Below are 23,894 nucleotides of genomic sequence, written 5' to 3'. Positions count from 1 at the left end.
TTTGCCTCACATAATATACCGTCGCCGTGATAGTTAAGTAGCCGTTTTGCTAATTTCACGGCTGATGGTATGTAAAAACTGCGGAACGGTGTTCCAGGGTAATTTTTGCCCGAATTGTGCACAAAGCGCCAAAGTGGATCGCTTTGATATGAAAACATTGTTGGGGGAGTCTTTCGAATCGTCGCTCGATATCGAAACCGGCCTGTTTGGCACCCTCAAAGAACTGGCGATACGTCCGGGACAAGCCATTAGGGGGTATATCGATGGCAAGCGGCTCAGTCTTTATGTGCCAGCCAAATTCTTGTTGTTGGTTGGCGCTGTTACCACCATTCTTTCTATCCGCTACGGCATCTTCAAAGTGGCTCAGGAAAACAACTTTTTTGAAGACTGGCATTGGTACAAAATGCATTTCGTTGGTTTCTGGGACTTCGCCAACGAGTATTCTACCCTCATCAACATTATTGCCATTCCTATCTATACCTTTTCCACCTGGCTTTTTTTCAAACCCATTGGCGACAACTTTTCCGAACATTTGGTAATGAATATATACGTAACGGCCCAGCAGCTCGCACTTATCGTTGTCATATTTCCATTGCTTCAGCTATTCCCGGATGCCAAGGCGGCCATCATAACCGTTTACACAGTAATGGTGCTTTCGTACAATATTTGGGTCTACACCACTTTCTTTCGAATGAAAAACTGGATGGGTGTTACGCTGTCGATCATGGCCACAGCCTATGCCCAGCTCTGCACCATCATCATGACACATTTGACTTTCCTGGCACTGGACATGTTGAACTTACTGCCCTATCTGGAGTTTGAATTGTAACAAGACAGGGGAAAAAATTGTATCTTTAGAATACAAGTTCAACTTAAAACACCCACCAGCGATGCTCTACGTAATGGTTCAATTTCGTGTAAAAGGAGGCCATGTGCAGGAAGCCGAAAGGCTGATACGTGGCTTTATCGACAATATCAGAAATAACGAGCCTGGCACGCTGGCCTATCAGTCCTTTCAGTTCAATCACGACATACAGGAGTTTGTGCACCTTATGTGCTTTACGGGTGAGGATGCTGACGAAAAGCACAAAGATTCCCCCTATATCAAGCAGTTTGTGGACACCCTCTACCCTATCTGCGAGAGCGAACCCAGGTTTCATCACCTGGGGTTGGTGGCGGAGAAGTAAGGCATATTGCGATAAAAAAGTGGGGCAGTTTGCTAAAATGAGTCGGGACTATTTATCTCAGGTAAGATATTTTTGAACTATTTTGAACATCAGGAGCTGGCGAATAAATTACTGCCTTTACTAGTTGAAGCTTTTGCGAAAGGGGGTAAACCTGCTACCTGCTTTGAACAGGAGTAAGCAAGGGCCTGACAATCTGTGGTCCGGCCTCTTCAATTACTTTTAGAGCCTCACCCGGCCATTTCTCCCCTTCAATTTCAATATTGTTCTCGAATACATTTCCCTCGGTCCTTACAACAATCTCGTCTCCTTTTAAATACCAGTTCTGTCGAAAAGTATTTCCATAGTTTGGTTTGTTCCATGATGAAAGTGCTCTGGGAGCAGATCCAATTACATTGCGCTCTATCGTGTAATAACAACTGCCTTTGTCTAGATATATAGCAGCCATTGGCCAATCCTCATTCCAATTGCCTCTGTTGATATGATGGATGTAGTTGTTGGAGAACTCGGTGCCAGGTGCTTTAGAAAGAGAATAGATGCCAGCGCCATCGTCGTGTAATTGCATCACATGGTGGATATCATTGTAACGCACTTTATTGTTTTTAAGATTTGTGGTTGCGTCAGTCCATCCCCATCCTATGCTTATCGCCGTATAGGGTAAATCAAAAATCTCATTGTGTTCAATCACAATACCGTTCACATAGGTCGCATTGATTCCAACGCCTCCTGTGTAGTCACGAGCTACTTTCGTGATATAATTATTATCGATCGAGTCTCCTTTGCATTCATGAGCGGTATCGGGGTTGGGATTCCAGACATCGGAATAAACCTGTATACCATTGCTAGCTATCTCTGTTATCAGGTTCCCTCTAACAACATTATTGTATGATGAATGAGAAAATTCTATCCCCATTCCACCAAAGAATCGTACAACATTCCCATCAAACCGAATATTATTCGATCGAACAATCCGGATACCACCTGGTATGAATCCTGCACTGTAGCCCCGGCGAGCCCCGGCCTGAATACCGATTCGTGCTTCATCCGGCATGGCCCAATTTGTGTGTTCGAATATCAAACCCTCAAATGATAGATGGCTTGCGCCATCAATATTGAGCAGTAAATTTTGAACAGGAGCAACTACCACGGCGTTTTTCATAGATTCACCCTCCAAAGGATGATAATACACCTCAGCCGATGATTCATCGAAAAACCACTCGCCCGGAACATCCAACAGGTCAATGGAATTTTCAAAATGAAATGGTTGTTTATCAGCCCACCCTGGGCAGCATCCTTTTTGCCAGGGTTCTGTACTCATTTCAGGTTCTCTAAAATAAACCCACGCATGATCACCTTTGATTTCGAACCGGTCAATTCGGTACCTAGCCTGGTTCCAATGGTGTTTAATTACCATTTCTATGTCTTGGATTCCAGCCCAAGTCTGTATTTCGGAGGCATTCACCCTCACTCTTCTACCCTCCGCCTCCCAGCCTTTGTACCAGTAGTAAGGCCCGAAATTTCTTTCGTCGACTCTATTCGGGCTTCTTGCCCGTGTAGCCCTGACACCATTGACGTAAAGCTGCCTAAACATTGGTCCTCCATAAAAAGCTTTATAGATGCCTCCACCCACTTCCAACCAATTGTCTATACGCACACCTCCACTAATACTTGAAGACTGGTCGCCAAATCTCTTGTAGCGCACATAAAACCCGTTCCTGCCGCCATGTCTCTCTGAAAAAGTCAGTGTGGTGTCCAATTCATACCTTCCTCCCAACAGGTATACAATTATGTCGCTTGCCATCGACGGACTAAAGTCCGCAACTTTCTGTTGCACAGCCACAAGGCTGCAAGGTCGTTTCAATGAGCATTTGTCACCTTTGCCATCAGGAGCAACATATAATAAAACCTGCGCCTTTGCATTAACAAAAAGAAAAAACAGAAGTAGCAAAGCAATATTTTTCATGGGTAATTACTGAAATTACTTAAGTGAAAAAAAAAATAAAAGGCGCCATGCCAAACGACCTGTTAAATTTAACAAAATTAATGCAAGGCACTCAAAGCATAAGTAGTTTACTGTAAATACAGGAAGCTTTGCTATTTTCTCACTTTCAAAAAAACCTATCCGATCGAGTAATTCAAACCTCTGAAACGTTCGACATTGATCACCTAAAACTTCCTGGTTAACCGATCAAATACGTTGATCAGGCCTGACCAATTTAGTACTTCCCACAAAAGAAGAATCCTATGGTTCACGTAATGGTTCAATTTCGTGTAAAAGAAGGCCATGTGCAGGAAGCCGAAAAGCTGATTCGCAACTTCATAGCTAGCATCAGAGATAACGAACCTGGAACGATAGCTTACCAATCTTTTCAGTTCAATCACGATATCCACGAGTTTGTGCACCTGATGTGCTTTACAGGCGAGGATGCCGACGAAAAGCATAAAGACTCCCCTTACATCAAACAGTTTGTGGACACCCTCTACCCTCTCTGCGAGAGTGAACCCAGGTTTCATCACCTGGGGTTGGTGGCGGAGAAGTAACCCACCGATATGCGGCTGACAAGGCAGTACCCTAACACTACCGACGAATTCCTTCTTTCTTTTATACGCTGCTTAAGCAGAAATTTTGGCTTCCTTCAGAATGGTTTCGTAGTGAGCTTTAAGCGCCTCATCAATCGAGTTGTAAAAGTCGGCCAGCTCCATTTCATCCAGGTCAATTATCACCTGATTGTTGTTGGTCAGCTGCACCTGAATCTTGTGAAGAACATTCCTCTCATCTTTCACAGGTATAATGTGCTGAACCTCGGCTATCTTAAATACTCCTTCTTTTCTATTGTTTTTATAGGCGATCTCCTCGTTGGTCAGCTTCAAAAAATCATTGTAGTTATTGATCCCTGAAATTAGCTTCCCGGCAACAGGTGCAATGACACAAATGGCCGCCCAGATAAAGAAACGAACCTGGTTTACTTCGTAGTTGACATAAATGAAAACAAAAATAGCAGGTATGCTGAAATAGATGAATAATTGTGTCAGCAACTTGTTTCGGTGGTTTCTGAAGACCACCTGCCCTTCGGTGGGTACTACTGTAATGGGGAACAAAAACTCTTCCCAAAGGATTAACACCATAATAACGACCGCAAGACCAACGAGGGCCATGCCTATATACCCGCTAGTGTCCTCCTTGAGTTCGCCGAAGGGAGCCTCAAAAAGCTGGGAGCCCAAAAAGGAAGACAAAGCGAAAATAAGCAAAAGAAGCCCTACGCTGAATTCTACCGGATAGGTTGGTCTGATGATTTTTCCCATAACACTGACGTCTAGCTATGATTATTTTTTTGCGATATTACCAAAAAAAAGACTCAGAGTCAGCTTTTGTTTGAGGCGCAAGAATAATTAACTCGAAGGAACAGACTGGGAGACAAAGAACCTGGCAACAGCAGTGATCCTGCCTATCTAAACCCTCAAAGAGCCACGGAATCCTCTGGCGCCATAGTAAGACTCAGCACCGTTGTGGTACAGGAAAACATGGTTGAAGCGGCGGTCGCAAAACAGGGCGCCGCCAAGCTTTCTGACATCAGGAGGTGTTTGCACCCAGCTTGAAGTTTTCAAGTCGAACTCGCCAAGGGTTTGCAGCATACGGTACTCTGCTTCTGTCAGCATTTTTATACCCATGTTGGCAGCCATATTGGTGGCACTGTCCGCTGGCTTATGTTCTTTCCTCGACTCCAGCGCCTCATGGTCGAAACAAAGGCTTCTCCGGCCTTTAGGGCTTTCAGCGGAGCAGTCATAAAAAATGTACTCTTTTGTGTTGTCATCAAAGCCAACAACATCGGGCTCACCACCTGTTGTTTCCATGTCGTCGAGCACCCATAACTTGCCCGGGTTGGCTTCCAACCTTGCCTTTACTTTAGCCCATTCCAGCCCTTTATGGCGATTTATATTCATCTCAAAGCGGGCCTTCAAGGTGTTAATCAACTCTTCGCTTTGCACGGGTGACAATTCCTTTTTTGACATCTCGCTAATCATTTAGTCCTTTTCCATCCAAAATATGTTGCATATACTTTTCGATTCTTGCCTCCCGGGTTTTGGATTGCTTTGGCTGAGAAAAATACAGCAGGTATCCTCTTTGCCGCCCAGGCGTCAGTGCCTCAAAAGCGGCTTTCAATGTCGGGGTTTCATCCAGTGTCTGGCGAAACTCATCGGACATATTGAACTCCGACGTTTTTTTAAGCTCAACCTGAGCACCAGATTTTTCTATTCGAATGGCGTCGAGAATGTAGTCTTTGATCATCGGCTCCATCTCTACTACTTGCTCAGCACTGGTGAATCTTAGCTGACGTGCCGCCTGCACATTGTCAGTTTGCTGAATGAGCAAGCCATGCTCGTCCTCCAGCAGCACTCCTTTATGGAAAAGCACGGCGCAGTATTTCTTAAAACCATGGATCAACGCCACATTGTTTCCCCGCAACGTGTAGCAAGGCTTTCCCCATTTCAACTCCTCCTCCAGTTCAGTGTCAAGAATAATCCTCCTCAATTGATAGAAGGCCTCCAGCCAGCGGGAAGTTTTGCTGAAAAAAGCATCGATACTGGGACTCATATGGCTCATAACGTTAAATTTAGGTCAGGCAGAGTAAAAAACACAATTCGAAGCATGGATAACTTTCGTATCACCGGCTACTCGGACAGCCGTTGCAAGTTTCCTGGAAGGCGGCCTGAAATACCAGGACACCGCCGTAAGCACCAGTAATAGTGAAGGGCCAAAGAGCTCCACAGGATCGCTGCCGGCCGCTATGTGAGAAAAGATGGCACCCACCATGTTGAAGAAAAAGCCAGCGTAGGCCCATTCCTTTAGTAGCGGGAATTTGGGAACAAGTACTGCCACCACTCCCAGGAGCTTCAGAGGGCCAAGTATAGTGAGGATGTAGCCAGGGTAGCCCAGTTGAGCCATTTTCTCTACTTCTTCCTGCATCTTAATGATCTGCACTATGCCAGTTGAAGTCATGCCCAGAGCCAGCCAGCCAGTGGCAATCCAGTAAATAATTTTTTGTGTCTTTGTCATGGTTAGTTTTTTTTGTTCGGGTGTAAGTTTTAATGTCATTTAGGGATTAGTTCTGGCTTAATATTTCCTGGATGCGGTTGTGAGCCATATTAATGCCTTGCGCAAAAGGCAACTGCAATATCTGGTCCCGGATGGCCACCGACCTGTAAACCACGTGCATGGTGAGTTTGCTGGTATCTGCATCCAGCTTTTCAAATTCAAGAAACTCCAGCTGAACCCCAAAAGGCGCATTGTCCATTTCAAAAGTCCTCGTTATCTTTTCATTGGGAACAAATTCATGTATTGTCCCATTGAAGCCATGCTTATTCCCTTTTGGGTCGGTGGTTTCAAATTGCCAGCTACCGTGCTTTTTGCTTTCAAGCTTCAGCACTTTCGTGCCCATCCATTGTTCCACAATGCCTGACTCTACATACGCTTTAAAGAGTAGCTCCAATGGCAAATCAAACTCTCTCGTGATGAGCAATTCCTGCTTACCATCTTCGGCCTGAATCTTTGTTTTTCGTTCCATAAAATCCTCTTTACCGGGTTTTGTGCTGCTTCATCACAGCTTCCAATTTATTGAATCTGTCGTCCCACATTTTGCGAAATGGTTCAATGAAATCGGCTACCTCTTTCATTTTTTTCGCATTGAGGTGATAGGAAATCTCCCTTCCGTTCTGCTCTTGTTCAAGCAATTCGCATTCAGTGAGAATCTGCAGGTGCTTTGACACCGTGGGCCTGGCAGTGTCGAAGTTGGAGGCAATGGCCCCTGCTGTCATCGACTGGGAAGCCACCAGAAGAAGAATGGCCCTCCTTGTGGGGTCGGCTATGGCCTGGAAAACGTCACGTCTTAAATTCATTATGTAGCTATTTGACTACAAATATATGTGTAGTTATTTAGCTACGCAATAATTTTATGGAATAATCAGCACTTTCCGACAGGGTCAGGGCATTTCGGGGGCTCGCAGGCAAGCTTACACTACCCGCAAAATCTTCTCCATCTTGCGGCCTTTTGCCAGCTCGTCGACCAGCTTATCCAGGTATCGGGTTTGTTGTGTCAATCGATTTTCGATCTCTTCCACCCGATAGCCGCAGATGACGCCGGTGATCAGGTGAGCATTGGGATGGAGCGAGGCACCCTCAAAAAATTGTTCGAATGTGGCCTTGTTTTCAATGAGCTCGTGAAGCTTCTTTTCATTGTAGCCGGTTAGCCATTGAATGACCTCGTGCAATTCAGCTTTGGTTCTACCCTTCTTTTCAACTTTCGTTACATAATGCGGATACACGGAAGCAAAGATCATTTTTGCAATACGCTCATCGTGGTGACTTGTGTCCTTCATATTCGTTCTATGTTCTAGCTAATTTCGATGCTGCCAGCTGGCACGCTCCTGTTAATAAGTTTGGGTAATCAAAAATACACAAAGTGGCGAGAACTAGGTTCGAAAGCATTTAGAAGCCACCGCCATGTCCTGATCTGCAAGCCCAAACAGTTTATTACTTTTTGGCCAGGGTCAAAACTACTTTTCCAATAGCGTAGTGGGTTCCAAATAGTTATTAAACGTGATTGTTATTGGAAGACGTTACCTTAAACAATACCGTGTCGATTGAGTCAGAGTGTGTTTTGCTTTTTATTTGAGCTACGCCACATTGAAACGTTAACAGCGAAACAGAGACCACAGAATAAATATGTCTTTTTACTGTATGCTCCATATTACTCTCTGATCGTTTTGTTCATTCAGTAGGGTTAAGTGAGGTTTAGGGGTGCTTCCATCAAAAATCAATTGCGATGAAAACAATAGTTTTTCTTTGTTCCAGAATGCCACCCAGTGAGGTGTCAATGGTTCAGTTTGTTGAAGAATAATTTGACGGTTTCCTTTTGCATCAATTAAATCAAAAGATCTTCTGCCCCAATAAGAAAGCAGTAATTCTCCATTAGAATAATCTGCGTCAAATAATTGATTTCGGTTCAATGGCGAATTTTGCACACTAGGATCAGTTAATTCATTCCATTGTTCAAGGATGCTTCCATTTTGTTGCACCAAATAGCAACCCTCATCATCCAAAAGAAGGATTTGGCTGTCCTCAACAGCCCGGATTCTTTTTATTGGAAGGTCAAATTCAAAATACTTTGTGGGCTGCTCTCCTTTTTTCGAGCTATATATTTCAGGGTATTTCCCGAAAACCATTTGATTGTCAGAAAGCATAAAAAATCCACCTTCTCCAATCCTGTAATCGTCTTTGAACCAATCCCAAATAACCTTTGGCTGCGAACCAATTGTTGATTTTAAAACCCTTATATGAAATTCATCGGATGCTTGCAAAAACCTCCTTTCTATAATGTAGATTTCATTTTGGTTATTGTAAAGCATAAAATCACTTGCTGCATACTCGGATTGAATAAACACTTTTGGTTGAGAACCTTTTGTCCAAATCATTACACAGGCATAATGGTTTAGGTCATTTATTGGGTTTATATATGACCATAGCACATTCTCACCAATAGTAATCATATTTCCTGTTGGGTGTGCAAATGCAAACGACGTGAGGAAAAACAGAACAGTTCCTAATATTGTGTTTTTGATGTTTAGTGTTTTCATTTTCCAAGTTAACGCCCAGCAGCAACTCTTGGGATAGGTAAGAGATACCTCTGCCCTCCGCAAATAGCCACGCCAATGAATAAAAATACATAATGTGTGCGGGGACTGCAATCCCTACTGCGATTTCCTTGCAGGTGAGGCCCCATAATATCTTGTGTTAGCGCACTATTTAACGGTGATTTTTTTGGACGCTACATAGGCATATTTATCAATCAGCATATTCGCCGCAAATAGCTCTAAAATGGGACAAGACTCTATTACCATTTTATCTTCGAATAACGGCCAGTTCACGTATAGGTCTTACACCCTTAGCAACCCAAGCTCTGCAAAAACTGGACTTTTCTGAAGAGGAGTTTGCGACGTAGCATACGAAGATGGGCTGTATTGCAAAGAATAAAGAGGCAAAAGGTGAAAGAACGGGACACAAACACCTTCCAACAATAATATTCGAAAAAGAAGCCGAAATGGCTGCATTTCGCACTTTAACTGTACGCCTCCCCAAACGTGAGACAAGTACCGTTGGGGTCGGCGATGGCAAACTCCTTTTGCCCCCAGGGTTTCGACTCCAAACGGCTGATGATTTTTACCGCCGAACTGCCCTGCCTGCACTTTTCAAAAAGACTTTCAATGTCGCTGTCCACACGCACATAAATCATAAAGTCGGACTTGGCCGGAACAATAGTGGGGAATGAAAAGAAATGCAACTCCACCCCGTCTTTGTCCATGATCAGGTAGTCGCCATAATCGGACCGCAGAGTAAAACCCAGCTGATTCACATAAAAATTGACAGTTTCCTGCTTGTTGATAAAAGGAAGCTTGGGAACAACGGAAGTGAGCATATCTTTTTTTAGGCAATTTATACACTTCCATGCATATGAGCACTTGATTGGAATCAAGAAACGAGGCGCACAAGCCGCCACGCAGTTTTACAAATGATCAGGAAGCGCTTTAAATTCCTTTTTCTTTGCCTCAAACCAGGCTTTCATTTTCTCCGGCGATTTCATTAGCTCGCCCATGGCCTGCATCGCTTCGAGATGGGCCGCATCCCCTTTTTGAAACATTTCAGTTCCGTGGGCTTTGCTTAGCTGGGCTATTTCGTCGAACGTGGCAGCATGGAAGGCTTTGTCGCAGGCCCCTCCCAACTGTCGGCAGGTCATCGTTTTCATAGTAGGGTAGTTTGTGTAAATGTTTGGGATAAACAGCCTTATTCAGCATTTCTACAGTCGACACCTACTTAAAGGTAGTCAATTTGCCGATTAATCCACGACCAACATCACCCCACTTACCACTATTCACATTTCACCTTTGCCTACTTTTAGTTAAATAGTACAAAAAAAGAGGATTCAAATGAACAACAGACAATTACTAATCACTTTATCGTTGACCCTTTTCCTGGCCTTGCCAGCATTGGCGCAGCGAAAAAAGGCTGCTCCCGCCGAAATAGTACCCAAAGCAACACTCGCCGCAGAGCGCTGGCAGGGCTACCAGCAAAGGCTGGCTCTTCAGCAAAATTCTCTGGTGAAAAACATTCCCTTCCGCAACGTGGGGCCCACAGTAATGAGCGGCCGGGTGGATGACATAGAAGTAGACCCCTCCGACCCTACCCACTTTTATGTGGCCTATGCCTCGGGTGGCTTATGGGAAACAAAAAACAACGGCATCAGCTTCACCCCTATGTTCCAAAATGAGATTGTAATGTCGATAGGCGACATAGCTGTCGACTGGGGCACCGGAACTATTTATGTTGGCTCAGGCGAAAACAACTCCAGCCGTTCTTCTTATTCTGGTTATGGCATATTCAAAAGCACCGACAATGGCAAAACCTGGATCCACCTGGGCCTCGAAGAAAGCCATCACATTGGCAGGATCGTCCTGCACCCCACTAACCCCAACACCTTCTGGGTGGCAGCCCTTGGTCACCTTTATTCCGACAATGCCGAGAGAGGCGTTTACAAAACCACCGACGGCGGAAAAACCTACACAAAAACCCTCTTCAGCAACGACAAGTCGGGCGCTATTGAGCTGGCAAAAGACCCCTCCAACGCCGACATCCTTTACGCAGCCCTTTGGCAAAAAGACCGCAAGGCATGGAACTTCGACGGCGCTGGTGAAGGCTCCGGTCTCTACAAAAGCACCGACGGTGGCAGCAACTGGACGAAAATCAATACCGAAGCCAGCGGCTTCCCTACTACGAAAGGTGTGGGGCGCATAGGCCTGGAGGTGTCGGTGTCCAATCCGTCGATCGTGTACGCCATGCTCGACAACCAGGACTTCCGGGATAAAAAAGAAAAGAAAGACGAAGAAGAAAAGGTGACCAAAGACCTGCTGAGGTCGATTTCGAAAGCTGACTTTCTGGCACTCAACAACAAGGACATCAATGCCTACCTGGATGCCAACCGATTTCCTCAGAAATACAATGCCCCCGATATTAAAAAAGACGTGGAAGCTGGCAAAGTAAAGCCGCTCGACCTGGTGGAATACACCGAAGACGCCAACTCGCTCCTGTTCGACACCGAAGTGAAAGGCGGGGAAATGTACCGCTCTAACGACGGTGGGAAAACATGGTTCAAAACACACGCAGGTTACATCGAAGACCTGGTGTACAGCTACGGTTACTACTTTGGGCAGGTGCGCATCGACGCCCGGGACCCCGACCATATTTACACCATGGGCGTGCCCATCGTTCGCTCGCTCGATGGCGGCAAAACCTGGGAGTCCATCGACAACGACAATGTACACAGCGACCACCACGCCCTGTGGGTAAACCCCAATCGCACTGGTCACCTCATCCTCGGCAACGACGGCGGCATCAACATTTCCTACGACGATGGCAAAACCTGGAACAAGTGCAACCCCATTCCGCTGGGTCAGTTTTATTCCGTGACCTACGATATGGCCAGCCCCTACAATGTGTACGGCGGCCTGCAGGACAACGGCGTGTGGATGGGGCCAAGCAACTACGAATACAGCAACGGGTGGCAGGCAGAAGGCCAGTATCCCTACAAATCCATTTTCGGCGGCGACGGCATGCAGGTACAGGTCGACTTCAGAGACAACCTGACCTACTACACCGGTCTGCAGTTTGGCAACTACGTGCGGGGCAATTCACAAACTGGCGACAGAAAGCGCATCACGCCTTCACATGAGCTGGGCGAGCGGCCCTACCGCTGGAACTGGGAAACGCCCATCTTCCTCAGCCGCCATAACCAGGACGTGCTCTACATGGGCTCCAACCGCTTCCACCGAAGCATGGACAAAGGCGACAACTTCGAAACATTATCAGGCGACCTGACAGCCGGTGGCAAAAAAGGCAACGTGAGCTATGGTACCCTGACGGTAATTGCTGAGTCCCCTACCCGCTTCGGCCTGCTCTACACCGGCAGCGACGACGGGCTGATTCACGTGAGCAAAGATGGCGGCTACAGCTGGACAAAGATTGTGAGCGGCCTGCCACAGAACTATTGGGTGAGCAATGTGGAGTCTTCCAAACACAAAGAAAGCCGGGTGTATGCCTCGCTCAACGGCTACCGATGGGATAATTTTGATGCCCTGGTTTATGTGTCGGAAGACTATGGTGCTACCTGGAAGAAGATTGGCTCCAACCTTCCCAAAGAGTCTGTAAACATCATCAGAGAAGATCCTGAAAACGAAAATGTGCTGTACGTGGGCACCGACCACGGCTTGTATGTATCGGTTGACAAAGGCAACAGCTTCATGGCTTTCGATGGTGGCCTGCCCAACGTAGCCGTGCACGACCTGGCCATTCACCCGAGGGAAAAAGAGCTGATCGTAGGCACGCACGGCCGCTCGATCTATATTGGCAATGTAGCCCACCTGCAAATGCTGACTGGCGAGGTGCTGGCCAAGGCATTGCACTTGTTCGACACCGACAAGGTAACCCACAGCGAACGCTGGGGCATGCCAGGCTACAGCCAATGGAGACCCGTGAATGAGCCCAGCCAAACATTGCCATTCTACGCTAAAGCAGGCGGTGATGTGGCACTCACCCTCACTTCCGACAAAGGCACCAAAGTATATGAGACTACAATAAAAGCCGACAAAGGGCTTAACTACTATGGGTATGACCTGACGGTGACTGACGCTCATGTTGATGCACTCAAAGCGGAGCTGGGCGAGGAAAAAGCCAAAGCGGTGAAAAAGGCCGACAATGGCAAAACCTACCTCGTGCCAGGCACTTACACCGTCACGATTAGCCAGGGCGGAGAAACTTCCACCACCAAGCTAAAAGTGGACGAGCCAAGAAAACGACCGGAGAGGAAGGGGTAGGACATCTGGAGATATTTCAAAAGGTGTTTTTATTATGAATGTCACATTGAGCCTGTCGAAATGCTTCATCGCTGCTAATAACTAAGACTTCGACAAGCTCAGTCTGACAGCTCTATTTCCTTTTGAAATATTTCCAGATGTGTTGTGTCGCTGTTTTCAGCACTAGCCTGAAGTAGAGTAGTGCCCATCTGGGAGGGTGGGGGAAAAATGGCCAGGATGGAATCGGCAGGGTGCGGGTTTTTGGCTCGTACCTAAAACAACTGTCATTGAGAGACCTAACATTTTTGGCAAACGGCACCAATTGAGATGACGTGATTCGAAATGTCAAAAGAATGTGTCAGATTGAGCTCCGTCGAAATTCACATTCTTTAAAAGACTCATTAACACGTCATTGGTAGAAAGATCCCCAATGCTGATTGTTTGTGAAATAGTAGCGTAACGTGGCAATCTGTCAATTAGGATACGGCTCCGTAGTCAACAGATTGCCGCAGCTACCCCAGAGATTTCACACATAATAGACATGCAGTGAGGCAGCTTCGCAATGACGGTAGAGTTGGGCTTAGCGCTTTCAAATTCGAAGCCACCACCACCTGACCGTCATTGCGATGGAGCCGAATAATGCCAAATCTATGGCAATTAACACCAAGCGACTGAAGCAATCTGTCAGTTTTGGAGTACCATCCTAACAAGCAGATTACTCTGTCACCCCTTTCTGCAAACAGAAAAACTCATATTTTTTCCATATTTTTAACCATGCCCAAAGAGTATCAATTCCCCGAAGAGCGCATCGAAGACTTCACCCTCCTGGATCCCGAAGTCTCCTATTCCTATGCCGACTACCTCCGTTGGGCCTTTGAGGAAAGGGTCGAAATCATCAAAGGAAAGATCTTCAAGATGTCGCCTGCTCCTCAAACCAGGCACCAGCTGATCAGCACCAACCTCATTTTGGAAATTGGAGCCAGCCTGAAAGGCAAACCTTGCAAGCTATTCCATGCGCCTTTCGACGTCCGCCTACCCAACCAACCGGGAGATGATGACAAAAAGATATTCACTGTGGTACAGCCCGATATTTGCATCGTATGTGACGCCAACAAACTCGATGAGAAGGGATGCGTGGGTGCCCCAGACCTAATTATTGAAATCCTTTCTCCCTCTACTGCCTCAAGAGACCTCAAGGACAAATTTGAGCTTTACGGCGAACACAAGGTTAACGAGTATTGGTTGGTTTTCCCTAACGACAACATCGTGGAGATTTTTCTTCTCAACGCAGAAGGCCATTACCTGTCTGCCGCCAGACTTTCCGGCAGCGATCACGTTCAATGCGGCATGCTTTCCGCAATCAACCTTACAGTGGGCGATATTTTCGAATAGATCAATAGTTGTGGTGTTGCCTGGATGTAATTCCATGAGGTAAAGCGCTGCCTATTTTCGCTCGCCGCCCCAACCCCTTCCAGCTTCCCTGTGTCCTATCGCTCAAACATTAAATTCATTATGAGTATCAGGCACTTTTTCATCTTACTTTTGAGCGGACTAGCACTTGCAGGCTGCGGAGTAACCGACGACGACATTCCCAAAAATGAAACCACCGTCTTCTTTCTCGTCACTGAATTTGGCGCAGAAAAGGGCGACTCCTACATCCTGCCACTTTCCAGCGCTGAAGACATTGCAAAGGCAAGGGCGATCGTAGCTGATAGAAACAACGAAGCGCTGGACAGGCTGGTTGTGGCTAAAGTGGCGGCAACCGATGGCACCGAAACCTACCTGAACAAAGACTTGCTCCGAAATGTCACGTGGTCGTGGAAAGTAACGGAATTTAGCGGCTTCGCTGGCTCCACTATTGAAATTCTCGACGGCGGCCCTCAAGACGTAGAAAATGACATGGATTGGTGGTTCGACAACACAGGCCAGGAAGAAGGCACTGGCAACATCGGTTTCTGGGGATACACTGTGCAGAGAGAAGTGTCGCCAGAGGAAATAAAAAAATAAAAGGAACGGCTCATGGCATGAAAAATGCCAGAGATTGCTCAAACACAAAATAAAGATGAACAACACAATCAAACTGACCGGCCTGGCGCTGGTGCTTTTATTCACGCAATGCGGCAACAACGGCGGTGGAGAGTCGATGAACTTCAGCAGCGAAATGGCTCCTGCCGCTGACCGTAAAATGGCTGCTACCGAAGAAGCCCAGCAGGGATATACAGGAGACACTCCCAACACTATCGAACGAAAACTCATCAGAGAAGGCCATATGCGCTTCAAAACTGAGAGCACCGGAAAGACCCGTGTTTTCCTCGACTCAATCGTTGCCTCCTATGGCGGGTACGTCTTTAATGAGAACATGTACAAAAATGAGGGCACAGTGGAGCAGAGTGTGGCCGTTCGGATACCCGACGAAAAGTTTGATGCTTTTATGGGGTCCATTTCGTCGTACGCTGGCAAGCTCGAAAGTAAAAATGTGAATTCCATCGATGTGACGGAGGAGTACATGGATGTTGAAACAAGGCTTAAAACAAAGAAGGAGCTGGAAGCCCGCTACCTCGATCTGCTGAAGCAGGCCAAAACTGTGACGGACATGGTGGCCATTGAAGCACAGCTGGGGCAGGTGCGTTCAGAAATTGAATCGATGCAGGGCCGGATGAACTACCTGCAAAGTCGGGTGAAGTTTGCTACACTCTGGATCAACTTTTACCAAACAGACGTAGAGGGCTTCGGCTTCTGGGACAAAATTGGCGGAGGCTGGGGCGCCGGTTGGACCAAGTTCCTGAGCTTTATGGTGTGGACGGTGGAGCTATGGCCTTTTGTGCTGATTATCCTCACAATCGTAATCATACTGCGGATAAGAAGAAGGCGCAGAAATATTTAAATCTACACGGGGGAGCTTTTGCTCCCCTTCTTTTATCTTGTCTTTGCTCATGGTCAAACACCTGCTTGCCCTGCTTTTTATGTTTTTCATTGCGTCAGAATGCCTTGCCCAGCAGCCATTTCTGTTGTTTCATAAAAGCAGGATAAGGGAAGCGAAGTATTACGCAGGAGAAGTGATCGCCTTTCGCATCAAAGACAACGATTTCAAGGTGACTGACCAGATCAAAGGCTTTAAAGACGGCCTGATACTCTTCGATGGTTATGAAGTTGACCCAAAGGACATCACCCACCTGTATATGGACGACAAAACCATTATCTGGTTTGCCCTGCGGTTCAAGCTGTCGAGGCTCTGCTCTATTGCCGGCGCTGCCTATCTGGGGCTCGATTTACTCAACAATTATGAAACCGACAGAAGCACCATCATCCTGGGCGGCTCCCTTATTGCTGCCGGTGTTTTAAGTCATGTCATCTTCAGAAGGGTCTTTAAAATCAAGGGGAAAATGAAGTTGGTGGTGATTGAATGACTTCTTTCATTATAACTAATTTTCCGGAAAAACAGAAACTCTTTGCTGTTACTTCATCGTTTTTACATCTGAAACGATAAATTCCTATCTTTACTAAATGACTCTGGTAATCGACAATGCTATCTTAGACAATACAGGCCTAAGCAGCGAGGAACTACAGCTGGAATTGGCTATTGCGCTGTACAAACACGGCAAGCTCTCAATTGGTCAGGCTTGTGAGCTTGTTTCATTAGATAAAATCGCTTTTCAAAGAGAACTCGCTTACAGAAACGAGTATCTCAACTATGATTTGAATGATCTTTCTGACGATTTGAAAACTATCAAATCTTTCAACTCCTAAAAACTTGGTAGTAGTAAGTGATAGTTCGGTTATTACTGGCCTGCTGGCTATTACAAACTACACCTTCTCCAAAACCTTTTTCACAACGTTCTTCTCACTCCTACAGTTTACTCAGAACTATCCACGCTCAGAAAATACAACTACCCTATAGAAGACATAAACACCTCCTGGATCAATGTAAAGGGAATAAAAGACTACAAGAAACTTCAATCGCTTAAGCTGGAACTCGACCTCGGTGAGGCCGAATCCATCGTGCTCGCCCTTGAAGAAAAGGCCGATTACCTACTGGTTGATGAAAAAAAGGGAAGAGATATCGCAAAAAAAGAAGGTCTCAATATAATTGGACTTTTGGGTATCCTTGTTCAGGCAAAAACTGTCGGCCTAATACCCCTCTTGAAGCCAGAAATAGAGATCCTCACCTCAAAAATTGAATTTAGATTGCACCAAAAACTTATCCAGGCAGCGCTTGACGCAGTTGGAGAGTAAACGAATACTTCCTGCCGCAATCCACCCTCCAATTTGCCGGTTTTCGCAAGCTTCCACTTTGAAGCTTTCACCTAAATTTGTATCATTCATTCACTTAAACACAAAAGTCATGAGCGATAACAAAACCCTTGCACCTATCACCATAGAAGCCGTTGTCAATGCTCCTATTGAAAAAGTTTGGACCTGCTGGAACGAGCCGGAGCACATCACCCAATGGTGCCATGCCTCCGACGACTGGCATGCGCCCTTTGCCGAAAACGACCCAACGACCGGAGGCAAATTCAAAACTACGATGGCCGCTAAAGACGGCAGCTTCAGCTTCGACTTCGGAGGAATATACGACGAGGTAAAAACGCATGAAAGCATAGCCTATACCATGGAAGATGGCCGCAAGGTCAATATTCTCTTCACAGCCGATGGTGACAAAACGAAAGTGGTTGAAATCTTTGACCCTGAAAAAGAAAATCCTATCGAAATGCAGAGAGGTGGCTGGCAGGCCATCCTTGACAACTTTAAGAAACACACTGAAAGTATCTAAACATGTCGTTAAACCGTCAGGATGGTCATAAGCCACGAAAAATTTGACTATCGCAACAAATGTCTGATCGAAAAGGTGGTCATTAAGGCCCCTTTTCGATTTGCTGTTGACTTCCACGAAGAAGCCTGTTTTATCCACTTTTCCGCTGGTGAAGCGAGGATCAATTCTCCCTCCGGTCAGCTACCTGTGGAGCCGGAAGACTCCGTGCTGCTGAAGTGCGGCAGCCACTTTGCTGATTTGCTTAAGCATGGTGCTTCCAACACATACGAGATTCTCGTCGTGCACCTTTATCCTGACATCCTCCGAAGCATTTACAAACATGAAATTCCGTCTTTTGTAAAGGCAGCCACATCGAGCTCACTTTTCCAAAAGTTAATTCCTGATCAGCTGATTGGGAAGTTTATTGAAAACCTTTACTTCTACTTCGACAATCCTGCTTTGGTCAGTGACGAGCTACTCGAACTCAAAGTAAAAGAGTTGGTGCTGCTGCTTATACAGACTAAAAATGCCGGCTCGGTGCTTCAGCTGTTTTCCGACCTTTTCACCCCCCGACAGGTCAACATCCGGGATGTGGTCAACAATCATCTTTTTTCTAACCTTTCGCTGGAAGACCTCGCCAGGCTTTCCAATATGAGTATATCCACTTTCCAGCGATCATTTCGGGCCAGCTTCCATCAAAGCCCAGCTAACTACATCCGCACCAAGCGGCTGGAGCGGGCAAAAGAGTTGCTAGGCGTAAGTACCTTAAGTGTGGGCGAAATAGCGTTCCAAACCGGCTTCAATGACGTTGCTCATTTTTCCAGGGCATTCAAAGCCGCCTTTCTGTTATCCCCATCCGGTTACCGCAATTCAGCGAAAACCTAAACTGCTCTCCCGACCGGAATAGTCAACTCATTGACCTATTTGTACAAAGCAAATACGTGCAGAGCCCGGACTTTTGCTGTGGATATGATAATTCACAGTAACCATGAAGAAAATAAACAAAGAAAAGTTTGGCCCCTGGGCTTTGATCACGGGAGCTTCAGCCGGTATTGGTGAAGAGTTTGCCAGGCAGCTTGCAGCCGAAGGGTTTGACCTGGTGCTGGTAGCGAGAAGAAAACAGCTGCTGGAGCAACTGGCACAAGAGCTAAAGCAAAAACACGGCATCAACTATGCAGTAATCGAGGCTGATCTTTCCACACCAGCCGGAGTAGAAAAAGTGTTTGAAAGCACAATCGAACTAAACATCGGTCTGCTGATATCAAACGCAGGCACCGGCAAACCCGGGAAATTTCTCAGCTTCGGTCTCGATCACCTCATGGCCACCATTCAACTGAATGCACTTTCCCACATTGCGTTGACCCATCACTTCGGACGAAAAATGGCGGCGGTAGGCAAAGGTGGTATCCTGCTCACCGGAGCCATGGGTGCCATTGATGGGCTTCCCTACATGGCCAATGAGTCGGGCACTAAGGCGATGGTGCAGGCCCTTGCCAAAGCCCTTAATACGGAATTGAAAGCAAATGGCATCCACATCACTGTGCTGGTGACCAGCCCCACCGAAACGCCGGTACTGCCGTTGCTTGGCTTCACAAAAGACAACCTACCCATGAAACCGCTGTCGGTGCAGCAGTGCGTAAGTGAGGCACTCGAGGGATTGAGGAAAAATCGGCTTTCGGTGTTGCCTGGCCTGAAGTACAGAGTGATGAACACCGTGGTGCCGGCATCATTTTCACGGGCAATGATGGCCAAAGTGTTTAAAAAGAACAACAATATCGACTAGCATGAAGACCATCAAAACCAGTTCCATTCTTCTCGGATCCATGAGTCTTGCCTTTGGCCTATTGAAGTTTACAGATCCCTTTCAAACGTGGTATGCCACTCAAATAGAAACTTCCGGAATGCCCTCTGTTGCCTATCCCATGGGCATTGCCGGTGAAATAATCACCGGATTGTTGTTGCTCATCCCATGGCTCCTGTCATTTTCTGCTGCCTCAAAAAAGGTATCGCTGCTAGTGGGCCATGTCTCACTAGGCATTATGATGATAGTGGCATGCTATGTTCATCTGCTTCCCAATGTACCTGCCGATGTGCTGCCACTGAAGATAAAGCCGCCATTTATTCCCTTAGCAGTTTTAGCCTACACTCTGTTGAATATGATTCAGATATACCGATCTAAGCCATTTAACAACTAAGGCTGCCACACTTTCAACTTTTTTGGTAGATTCCGACACCAAACGAATCTGCCATGTCAAACCAATCGAAACCAATAGTAGCCCTTTTGCTGGGCGTATTTTGCCTGCTGAGCTCTCAGCTGTCCGCACAAGTTTATCAGCCCGAAAAATTCGGTGATATGAAGTGGCGCATGATTGGGCCACACCGGGGTGGACGAACCGTCGGCGCTGTGGGCGTACCACAGCAGCCCAATGTGTTCTACATCGGCGTGAACAACGGAGGCGTGTGGAAAACCACCGACTACGGGCGCACCTGGGTGCCGATTTTCGACGACCAGCCTACCGGCTCTGTCGGTGACATTGCCGTTTCTCCTTCCAACCCCAATGTGCTGTACGTTGCTTCTGGTGAGGGTCTGCAACGCCCCGACCTTTCCGTGGGCAACGGCATGTATAAAACAACGGATGGCGGCAAGACGTGGAAACATCTTGGGCTGGAAGACGGCCAGCAGATCGGGCGGATTGATATCGATCCAAAAAATGAAAACAGGGTGTTTGCAGCAGTACTCGGTCACCCCTACGGCCCCAACGAGGTGCGTGGCGTATACCGTACGCTTGATGGCGGCACTACGTGGGACAGGGTGTTGTATATGGATGAAAACACCGGAGCCATTCAGGTGTTGATCGATCCACAAGACCCAAATACAGTGTACGCTTCGATGTGGCAGGCCCGCCAGGGCCCCTGGGAAAACGCAGCGTGGCAGGGACCGAACAGCGGGCTTTACAAGTCAACCGACGGCGGCAATAGCTGGAAAAAGCTGGACAAGGGCTTGCCTACTTATGAGCAAGGCTTGGGTCGCATTGGCATCTCAGTAGCACCAAGCGACAACAAAAGACTCTACGCCAGCGTAAATGCTCCTGAAGTAGGTGGCATTTTCCGCTCCGACGATGCCGGTGAGTCATGGTACCTCATCAACAACGACCCAAGACCGTGGGGCCGGGGCGACGACTTTGCAGAAATACAAGTAGACCCCACCAATGCCGATGTCCTTTATTCTGCCAATGTGGTCACCTGGAAATCGATGGACGGCGGCAAAACCTTTTCGGCCTTTCGTGGTGCTCCCGGTGGCGACGATTACCACCGCATCTGGATCAATCCGACCAACCCGGACATTATTTTGATTGCCGCTGACCAAGGGGCGATCATTACCGTTAATGGTGGCGAAACCTTCAGTAGCTGGTACAACCAGCCTACCGCTCAGTTTTACCACGTAAGCACCGACAACGACTTTCCCTACAATGTGTACGGTGGTCAGCAGGAAAGTGGCTCGGTGGGCATTGCCAGCCGTGGCAACGATGGCCAAATCACTTTCAGAGAATGGCATCCCGTGGGCGTAGAAGAATATGGCTATGTGGCAGCCGACCCGCTTGATCCTAATATCATTTATGGTGGCAGGGTAAGCAAATACAACAAGAAGACCGGTCAGGTGCAAAACGTATCGCCTGATCCTGTGCGTGATGGCGGCTATCGCTACATCCGTACCATGCCTATCCTGTTTGCACCCACCGACCCAAGAACACTGTACTCAGCGGCCAATGTGGTCTTCAAAACCCAAAACGGTGGCGACAGCTGGGAGGTCATTAGCCCCGACCTTACAAGGGCCACCTGGGACATTCCGGCGAGCGTGGGGATTTACACCGACGAAAGCATGAAAACCATGCCCCGCCGTGGTGTGATCTACACACTGGCGCCGTCACACGTTGATGGCGAGGTAATTTGGGCGGGCACCGACGATGGACTGATTCACGTGACCAAAGACGGTGGCAAAAGCTGGACGAACGTTACACCACCCCAGGTCACTTCATGGGAAAAGGTGTCGCTGATGGACGCCGGGCACTTCGACAAGGAGACAGCCTACGCCGCCATCAACAGCATTCGCAACGACGACATGAAGCCGCATATTTTCAAAACACATGACAGTGGCAAAACGTGGACGGAGATCGTGAAAGGCTTGCCCAACGACCCCATCAATGTGGTAAGGGAAGACCCTATCAGAAAGGGTTTACTATACGCTGGATCGGAAACGCAGGTGCATGTTTCGTTCGACGACGGAGCCAACTGGCAGCCATTGCGCCTCAATATGCCGGCCACCTCCATTCGTGACCTTGTCATCAAAGACGACGATGTGGTGGTGGGCACGCACGGGCGCTCGTTCTGGATACTGGACGATATCACCCCTTTGCGCCAGTTGACAACGACAGCTGTAACTCAACCGGTGCTATTCAAACCCCAGGATACCTACCGGGTGCGCTGGAACATGAACACCGACACACCGCTACCACAGGAGGAACCCGCTGGTCAAAACCCACCAGATGGGGCTGTCATTAATTACTATTTGCCAAGCAACGCTTCGGAAGTAACGCTGGAGATTTTTGACCTCAATGGCACGCTGGTAAAAAAATACAGCAGCAACGACAAGCCCTATGAGGTTCCTGTTGTCAACTTTCCACACTACTGGCTGAGACCTCAAAAAATCCTTTCCGGCAAAGCTGGTCTCAACCGCTTTGAATGGGATATGCACTACACACCACTTGAAATACCAGGTCGATTTTCCATCGCTGCTATTTATGAGAACTCGGCTCCTGAGCCTGACGGCCCTTTCGTGCTCCCCGATACTTACAACGTAAAACTAACAGTAGATGGCAAATCGTACAGCCAGCCCATCACCATCAAAATGGATCCCCGGGTGAAGACTTCCAGGGTGGATTTGCAAAAGCAGTTTTTCCTTTCGATGGCCTGTTACGAAACGAGGAAAAAGAGTCTCGCTCTTCTGGAAGAAATGGAAAAGGTGGGCAAAACCCTGACAGCTGGAAAGGGAAAAAGCAAAGCGCAGGCTGCTGCAGCAAGCCAAATGCAGCGGGAGGTAGCGTCCGCAGACAGAACACTCAGCCGGCTGATGTCAATTCTCCAGGAAACTGACATGACGCCTACCATCTCGACTGCGAAAGCAGTAAAACAGTATGTCGACCTGGTGGCTAAACAGGCAACCGACTGGGCGGCATTTAAGAAAGTGAACAAATTACGCTAAAGACAGAACAAAGGAAGTTTTTGACATAAAGAATGAAAAATTTTACTAAAAGTAAAACAAACTTTACTTTTAGCCGTATAGGGTTTACATATTCGATGAACTTTACTTTGATATGAAAATTCGGATCAAATTGAATCATTTTTACTAACCCCCTCCTATAGAAAATGGGGTTGGATACTATTGATTGGAGGTATTCCCCTGGTGCTGCTGGCCTTTACCGTGGTGGTGATGACCGGTGCTATGGATCGTTTTTCTGCATTCTGGTCTGGCTGGGGCCTGTTCTTCCTGCACGTTCCTCTTAGCATTGGGCTATTCTTTCTACTATTCGCAAGAGAAAAGGAAGAGGACGAACTGTTTTTAGCGCTCAGGTTCAAGGCCATGATGCACGGCATTCGCTTTACTTTTGTTGCCATGCTGTTTCTCCCCATGATGGCGTGGGTGTCAGCCATCTGGAGAGGCATGCCTTATCATTTTCCGGAGGTTGGGGGAAATCTGGCCGTCGTTACACTATTGCTTTTGTATTCCAATGCCACCTATGGTTACTTCAAATATCAACTAGCCAAAGATGAAGAATAGCATCAAGGTGGAAAGAGCGAAGAAGGATCTCACTCAGGAAGACCTGGCGCAATTGATTGGAGTTTCCAGACAGACCGTCAATTCGATTGAAAAGGGAAAATATGTGCCCTCCACGGTGGTTTCGTTGAAAATGTCGAAAGTTTTTGGAGCCCCCGTCAATGATTTCATGGAATTGGATGAAAATGATGTTTAGATTGAAGCACTACTAAAATTACCTGAACTACTG

Annotated in this window: 28 protein-coding genes; 17 read left to right on the top strand and 11 right to left on the bottom strand. The window is 47.1% G+C overall.

Annotation, left to right across the window (positions count from 1 at the left end):
- Positions 1 to 148: 148 nt before the first annotated feature.
- Positions 149 to 829, top strand: coding sequence for a DUF3667 domain-containing protein (locus tag GC130_RS14160; RefSeq protein ID WP_193217863.1), 681 nt, complete (start codon positions 149 to 151; stop codon positions 827 to 829).
- Positions 830 to 890: 61 nt separating this feature from the next.
- Positions 891 to 1,187 (top strand): putative quinol monooxygenase, encoded by a 297-nt coding sequence (locus GC130_RS14155; protein ID WP_151998979.1) that lies wholly within the window; start codon positions 891 to 893, stop codon positions 1,185 to 1,187.
- 154 nt (positions 1,188 to 1,341) lie between these two features.
- Here the strand turns inward: GC130_RS14155 and GC130_RS14150 are convergent, their stop codons facing one another.
- Positions 1,342 to 3,147 carry a right-handed parallel beta-helix repeat-containing protein gene (locus tag GC130_RS14150; protein WP_151998978.1) on the bottom strand — a complete coding sequence of 602 codons (1,806 nt, stop codon included), beginning with the start codon at positions 3,145 to 3,147 and terminating at the stop codon, positions 1,342 to 1,344.
- 281 nt (positions 3,148 to 3,428) lie between these two features.
- Between GC130_RS14150 and GC130_RS14145 the strand changes: the two genes are divergently transcribed.
- Entirely contained in the window at positions 3,429 to 3,725 is a 297-nt protein-coding gene (locus GC130_RS14145) for a putative quinol monooxygenase (RefSeq protein ID WP_151998977.1), read from the top strand.
- 72 nt (positions 3,726 to 3,797) lie between these two features.
- Here GC130_RS14145 and GC130_RS14140 read toward each other — a convergent pair whose 3' ends face one another.
- From GC130_RS14140 to GC130_RS14095, 10 genes are all read right to left on the bottom strand, one after another.
- Entirely contained in the window at positions 3,798 to 4,487 is a 690-nt protein-coding gene (locus tag GC130_RS14140; protein WP_226940489.1) for a heavy metal transporter, read from the bottom strand.
- A 147-nt stretch (positions 4,488 to 4,634) separates the two neighbouring features.
- Positions 4,635 to 5,195: a DUF4256 domain-containing protein gene (locus tag GC130_RS14135; protein ID WP_151998976.1), complete on the bottom strand. Its 561-nt coding sequence runs from the start codon at positions 5,193 to 5,195 to the stop codon at positions 4,635 to 4,637.
- Between the two features lie 4 nt (positions 5,196 to 5,199).
- Complete coding sequence (locus tag GC130_RS14130; protein WP_151999042.1) at positions 5,200 to 5,778, bottom strand: YdeI family protein; 579 nt, start codon at positions 5,776 to 5,778, stop codon at positions 5,200 to 5,202.
- Positions 5,779 to 5,802: 24 nt separating this feature from the next.
- Positions 5,803 to 6,240 (bottom strand): DoxX family protein, encoded by a 438-nt coding sequence (locus GC130_RS14125; RefSeq protein ID WP_151998975.1) that lies wholly within the window; start codon positions 6,238 to 6,240, stop codon positions 5,803 to 5,805.
- A gap of 46 nt (positions 6,241 to 6,286) precedes the next feature.
- Positions 6,287 to 6,748, bottom strand: coding sequence for an SRPBCC domain-containing protein (locus GC130_RS14120; protein ID WP_151998974.1), 462 nt, complete (start codon positions 6,746 to 6,748; stop codon positions 6,287 to 6,289).
- A 10-nt stretch (positions 6,749 to 6,758) separates the two neighbouring features.
- On the bottom strand, positions 6,759 to 7,079 hold the full coding sequence (locus GC130_RS14115) for a metalloregulator ArsR/SmtB family transcription factor (RefSeq protein WP_151998973.1): 321 nt from the start codon (positions 7,077 to 7,079) through the stop codon (positions 6,759 to 6,761).
- A 114-nt stretch (positions 7,080 to 7,193) separates the two neighbouring features.
- Positions 7,194 to 7,559, bottom strand: a complete 366-nt coding sequence (locus GC130_RS14110; protein WP_151998972.1) for a DUF2200 domain-containing protein — start codon at positions 7,557 to 7,559, stop codon at positions 7,194 to 7,196.
- Positions 7,560 to 7,913: 354 nt separating this feature from the next.
- Positions 7,914 to 8,816: a hypothetical protein gene (locus GC130_RS14105; RefSeq protein ID WP_151998971.1), complete on the bottom strand. Its 903-nt coding sequence runs from the start codon at positions 8,814 to 8,816 to the stop codon at positions 7,914 to 7,916.
- A gap of 482 nt (positions 8,817 to 9,298) precedes the next feature.
- A complete protein-coding gene (locus GC130_RS14100; protein ID WP_151998970.1) occupies positions 9,299 to 9,655 on the bottom strand; it encodes a VOC family protein in 357 nt (118 codons plus the stop codon).
- Positions 9,656 to 9,742: 87 nt separating this feature from the next.
- Positions 9,743 to 9,982 carry a DUF1059 domain-containing protein gene (locus GC130_RS14095; protein ID WP_151998969.1) on the bottom strand — a complete coding sequence of 80 codons (240 nt, stop codon included), beginning with the start codon at positions 9,980 to 9,982 and terminating at the stop codon, positions 9,743 to 9,745.
- Positions 9,983 to 10,163: 181 nt separating this feature from the next.
- Here GC130_RS14095 and GC130_RS14090 point away from each other — a divergent pair, with 181 nt between their 5' ends.
- From GC130_RS14090 to GC130_RS14025, 14 genes are all read left to right on the top strand, one after another.
- The gene (locus GC130_RS14090) at positions 10,164 to 13,103 is read left to right on the top strand and encodes a sialidase family protein (RefSeq protein ID WP_151998968.1); all 2,940 of its coding nucleotides are present in this window, start codon (positions 10,164 to 10,166) and stop codon (positions 13,101 to 13,103) included.
- A 753-nt stretch (positions 13,104 to 13,856) separates the two neighbouring features.
- Complete coding sequence (locus GC130_RS14085) at positions 13,857 to 14,474, top strand: Uma2 family endonuclease (RefSeq protein WP_151998967.1); 618 nt, start codon at positions 13,857 to 13,859, stop codon at positions 14,472 to 14,474.
- A gap of 120 nt (positions 14,475 to 14,594) precedes the next feature.
- Entirely contained in the window at positions 14,595 to 15,089 is a 495-nt protein-coding gene (locus GC130_RS14080) for a hypothetical protein (protein ID WP_151998966.1), read from the top strand.
- A gap of 55 nt (positions 15,090 to 15,144) precedes the next feature.
- The gene (locus GC130_RS14075) at positions 15,145 to 15,966 is read left to right on the top strand and encodes a DUF4349 domain-containing protein (protein ID WP_151998965.1); all 822 of its coding nucleotides are present in this window, start codon (positions 15,145 to 15,147) and stop codon (positions 15,964 to 15,966) included.
- A gap of 49 nt (positions 15,967 to 16,015) precedes the next feature.
- Positions 16,016 to 16,489, top strand: coding sequence for a hypothetical protein (locus GC130_RS14070; RefSeq protein ID WP_151998964.1), 474 nt, complete (start codon positions 16,016 to 16,018; stop codon positions 16,487 to 16,489).
- A 97-nt stretch (positions 16,490 to 16,586) separates the two neighbouring features.
- On the top strand, positions 16,587 to 16,829 hold the full coding sequence (locus GC130_RS14065) for a UPF0175 family protein (RefSeq protein WP_151998963.1): 243 nt from the start codon (positions 16,587 to 16,589) through the stop codon (positions 16,827 to 16,829).
- Between the two features lie 252 nt (positions 16,830 to 17,081).
- Entirely contained in the window at positions 17,082 to 17,315 is a 234-nt protein-coding gene (locus tag GC130_RS14060) for a DUF3368 domain-containing protein (RefSeq protein WP_193217862.1), read from the top strand.
- Positions 17,316 to 17,424: 109 nt separating this feature from the next.
- The gene (locus GC130_RS14055) at positions 17,425 to 17,853 is read left to right on the top strand and encodes an SRPBCC family protein (protein ID WP_151998961.1); all 429 of its coding nucleotides are present in this window, start codon (positions 17,425 to 17,427) and stop codon (positions 17,851 to 17,853) included.
- 21 nt (positions 17,854 to 17,874) lie between these two features.
- Positions 17,875 to 18,717: a helix-turn-helix domain-containing protein gene (locus GC130_RS14050; protein ID WP_151998960.1), complete on the top strand. Its 843-nt coding sequence runs from the start codon at positions 17,875 to 17,877 to the stop codon at positions 18,715 to 18,717.
- Positions 18,718 to 18,820: 103 nt separating this feature from the next.
- Positions 18,821 to 19,615, top strand: a complete 795-nt coding sequence (locus GC130_RS14045) for an SDR family oxidoreductase (protein ID WP_151998959.1) — start codon at positions 18,821 to 18,823, stop codon at positions 19,613 to 19,615.
- Between the two features lies 1 nt (position 19,616).
- A complete protein-coding gene (locus GC130_RS14040; RefSeq protein ID WP_193217861.1) occupies positions 19,617 to 20,027 on the top strand; it encodes a hypothetical protein in 411 nt (136 codons plus the stop codon).
- A 53-nt stretch (positions 20,028 to 20,080) separates the two neighbouring features.
- Positions 20,081 to 23,092, top strand: a complete 3,012-nt coding sequence (locus tag GC130_RS14035; RefSeq protein WP_151998958.1) for a sialidase family protein — start codon at positions 20,081 to 20,083, stop codon at positions 23,090 to 23,092.
- 180 nt (positions 23,093 to 23,272) lie between these two features.
- A complete protein-coding gene (locus tag GC130_RS14030; protein WP_151998957.1) occupies positions 23,273 to 23,668 on the top strand; it encodes a hypothetical protein in 396 nt (131 codons plus the stop codon).
- Positions 23,658 to 23,861, top strand: coding sequence for a helix-turn-helix transcriptional regulator (locus GC130_RS14025; protein WP_151998956.1), 204 nt, complete (start codon positions 23,658 to 23,660; stop codon positions 23,859 to 23,861). Before GC130_RS14030 ends, GC130_RS14025 begins: the two co-directional genes overlap by 11 nt.
- The last annotated feature ends 33 nt before the right edge of the window (positions 23,862 to 23,894 follow it).

Origin of the sequence: Imperialibacter sp. EC-SDR9 (assembly GCF_902498805.1) — a bacterium.
Classification (GTDB): domain Bacteria; phylum Bacteroidota; class Bacteroidia; order Cytophagales; family Cyclobacteriaceae; genus Imperialibacter.
The sequence above is the reverse complement of the archived record's forward strand: the minus strand, read 5'-3'. Positions and strand labels throughout refer to the sequence as shown.

Bases quoted from the DNA above. Each gene is read 5' to 3' on its own strand.
- GC130_RS14035 (WP_151998958.1), top strand. From the start codon at position 20,081: ATGTCAAACCAATCGAAACCAATAGTAGCCCTTTTGCTGGGCGTATTT.
- GC130_RS14055 (WP_151998961.1), top strand. From the start codon at position 17,425: ATGAGCGATAACAAAACCCTTGCACCTATCACCATAGAAGCCGTTGTC.
- GC130_RS14145 (WP_151998977.1), top strand. From the start codon at position 3,429: ATGGTTCACGTAATGGTTCAATTTCGTGTAAAAGAAGGCCATGTGCAG.
- GC130_RS14045 (WP_151998959.1), top strand. From the start codon at position 18,821: ATGAAGAAAATAAACAAAGAAAAGTTTGGCCCCTGGGCTTTGATCACG.
- GC130_RS14090 (WP_151998968.1), top strand. From the start codon at position 10,164: ATGAACAACAGACAATTACTAATCACTTTATCGTTGACCCTTTTCCTG.
- GC130_RS14135 (WP_151998976.1), bottom strand. From the start codon at position 5,195: ATGTCAAAAAAGGAATTGTCACCCGTGCAAAGCGAAGAGTTGATTAAC.
- GC130_RS14040 (WP_193217861.1), top strand. From the start codon at position 19,617: ATGAAGACCATCAAAACCAGTTCCATTCTTCTCGGATCCATGAGTCTT.
- GC130_RS14110 (WP_151998972.1), bottom strand. From the start codon at position 7,559: ATGAAGGACACAAGTCACCACGATGAGCGTATTGCAAAAATGATCTTT.
- GC130_RS14130 (WP_151999042.1), bottom strand. From the start codon at position 5,778: ATGAGTCCCAGTATCGATGCTTTTTTCAGCAAAACTTCCCGCTGGCTG.
- GC130_RS14150 (WP_151998978.1), bottom strand. From the start codon at position 3,147: ATGAAAAATATTGCTTTGCTACTTCTGTTTTTTCTTTTTGTTAATGCA.
- GC130_RS14120 (WP_151998974.1), bottom strand. From the start codon at position 6,748: ATGGAACGAAAAACAAAGATTCAGGCCGAAGATGGTAAGCAGGAATTG.
- GC130_RS14125 (WP_151998975.1), bottom strand. From the start codon at position 6,240: ATGACAAAGACACAAAAAATTATTTACTGGATTGCCACTGGCTGGCTG.
- GC130_RS14155 (WP_151998979.1), top strand. From the start codon at position 891: ATGCTCTACGTAATGGTTCAATTTCGTGTAAAAGGAGGCCATGTGCAG.
- GC130_RS14075 (WP_151998965.1), top strand. From the start codon at position 15,145: ATGAACAACACAATCAAACTGACCGGCCTGGCGCTGGTGCTTTTATTC.
- GC130_RS14100 (WP_151998970.1), bottom strand. From the start codon at position 9,655: ATGCTCACTTCCGTTGTTCCCAAGCTTCCTTTTATCAACAAGCAGGAA.
- GC130_RS14070 (WP_151998964.1), top strand. From the start codon at position 16,016: ATGGTCAAACACCTGCTTGCCCTGCTTTTTATGTTTTTCATTGCGTCA.
- GC130_RS14025 (WP_151998956.1), top strand. From the start codon at position 23,658: ATGAAGAATAGCATCAAGGTGGAAAGAGCGAAGAAGGATCTCACTCAG.
- GC130_RS14095 (WP_151998969.1), bottom strand. From the start codon at position 9,982: ATGAAAACGATGACCTGCCGACAGTTGGGAGGGGCCTGCGACAAAGCC.
- GC130_RS14050 (WP_151998960.1), top strand. From the start codon at position 17,875: ATGGTCATAAGCCACGAAAAATTTGACTATCGCAACAAATGTCTGATC.
- GC130_RS14105 (WP_151998971.1), bottom strand. From the start codon at position 8,816: ATGAAAACACTAAACATCAAAAACACAATATTAGGAACTGTTCTGTTT.
- GC130_RS14160 (WP_193217863.1), top strand. From the start codon at position 149: ATGAAAACATTGTTGGGGGAGTCTTTCGAATCGTCGCTCGATATCGAA.
- GC130_RS14140 (WP_226940489.1), bottom strand. From the start codon at position 4,487: ATGGGAAAAATCATCAGACCAACCTATCCGGTAGAATTCAGCGTAGGG.
- GC130_RS14080 (WP_151998966.1), top strand. From the start codon at position 14,595: ATGAGTATCAGGCACTTTTTCATCTTACTTTTGAGCGGACTAGCACTT.
- GC130_RS14085 (WP_151998967.1), top strand. From the start codon at position 13,857: ATGCCCAAAGAGTATCAATTCCCCGAAGAGCGCATCGAAGACTTCACC.
- GC130_RS14065 (WP_151998963.1), top strand. From the start codon at position 16,587: ATGACTCTGGTAATCGACAATGCTATCTTAGACAATACAGGCCTAAGC.
- GC130_RS14115 (WP_151998973.1), bottom strand. From the start codon at position 7,079: ATGAATTTAAGACGTGACGTTTTCCAGGCCATAGCCGACCCCACAAGG.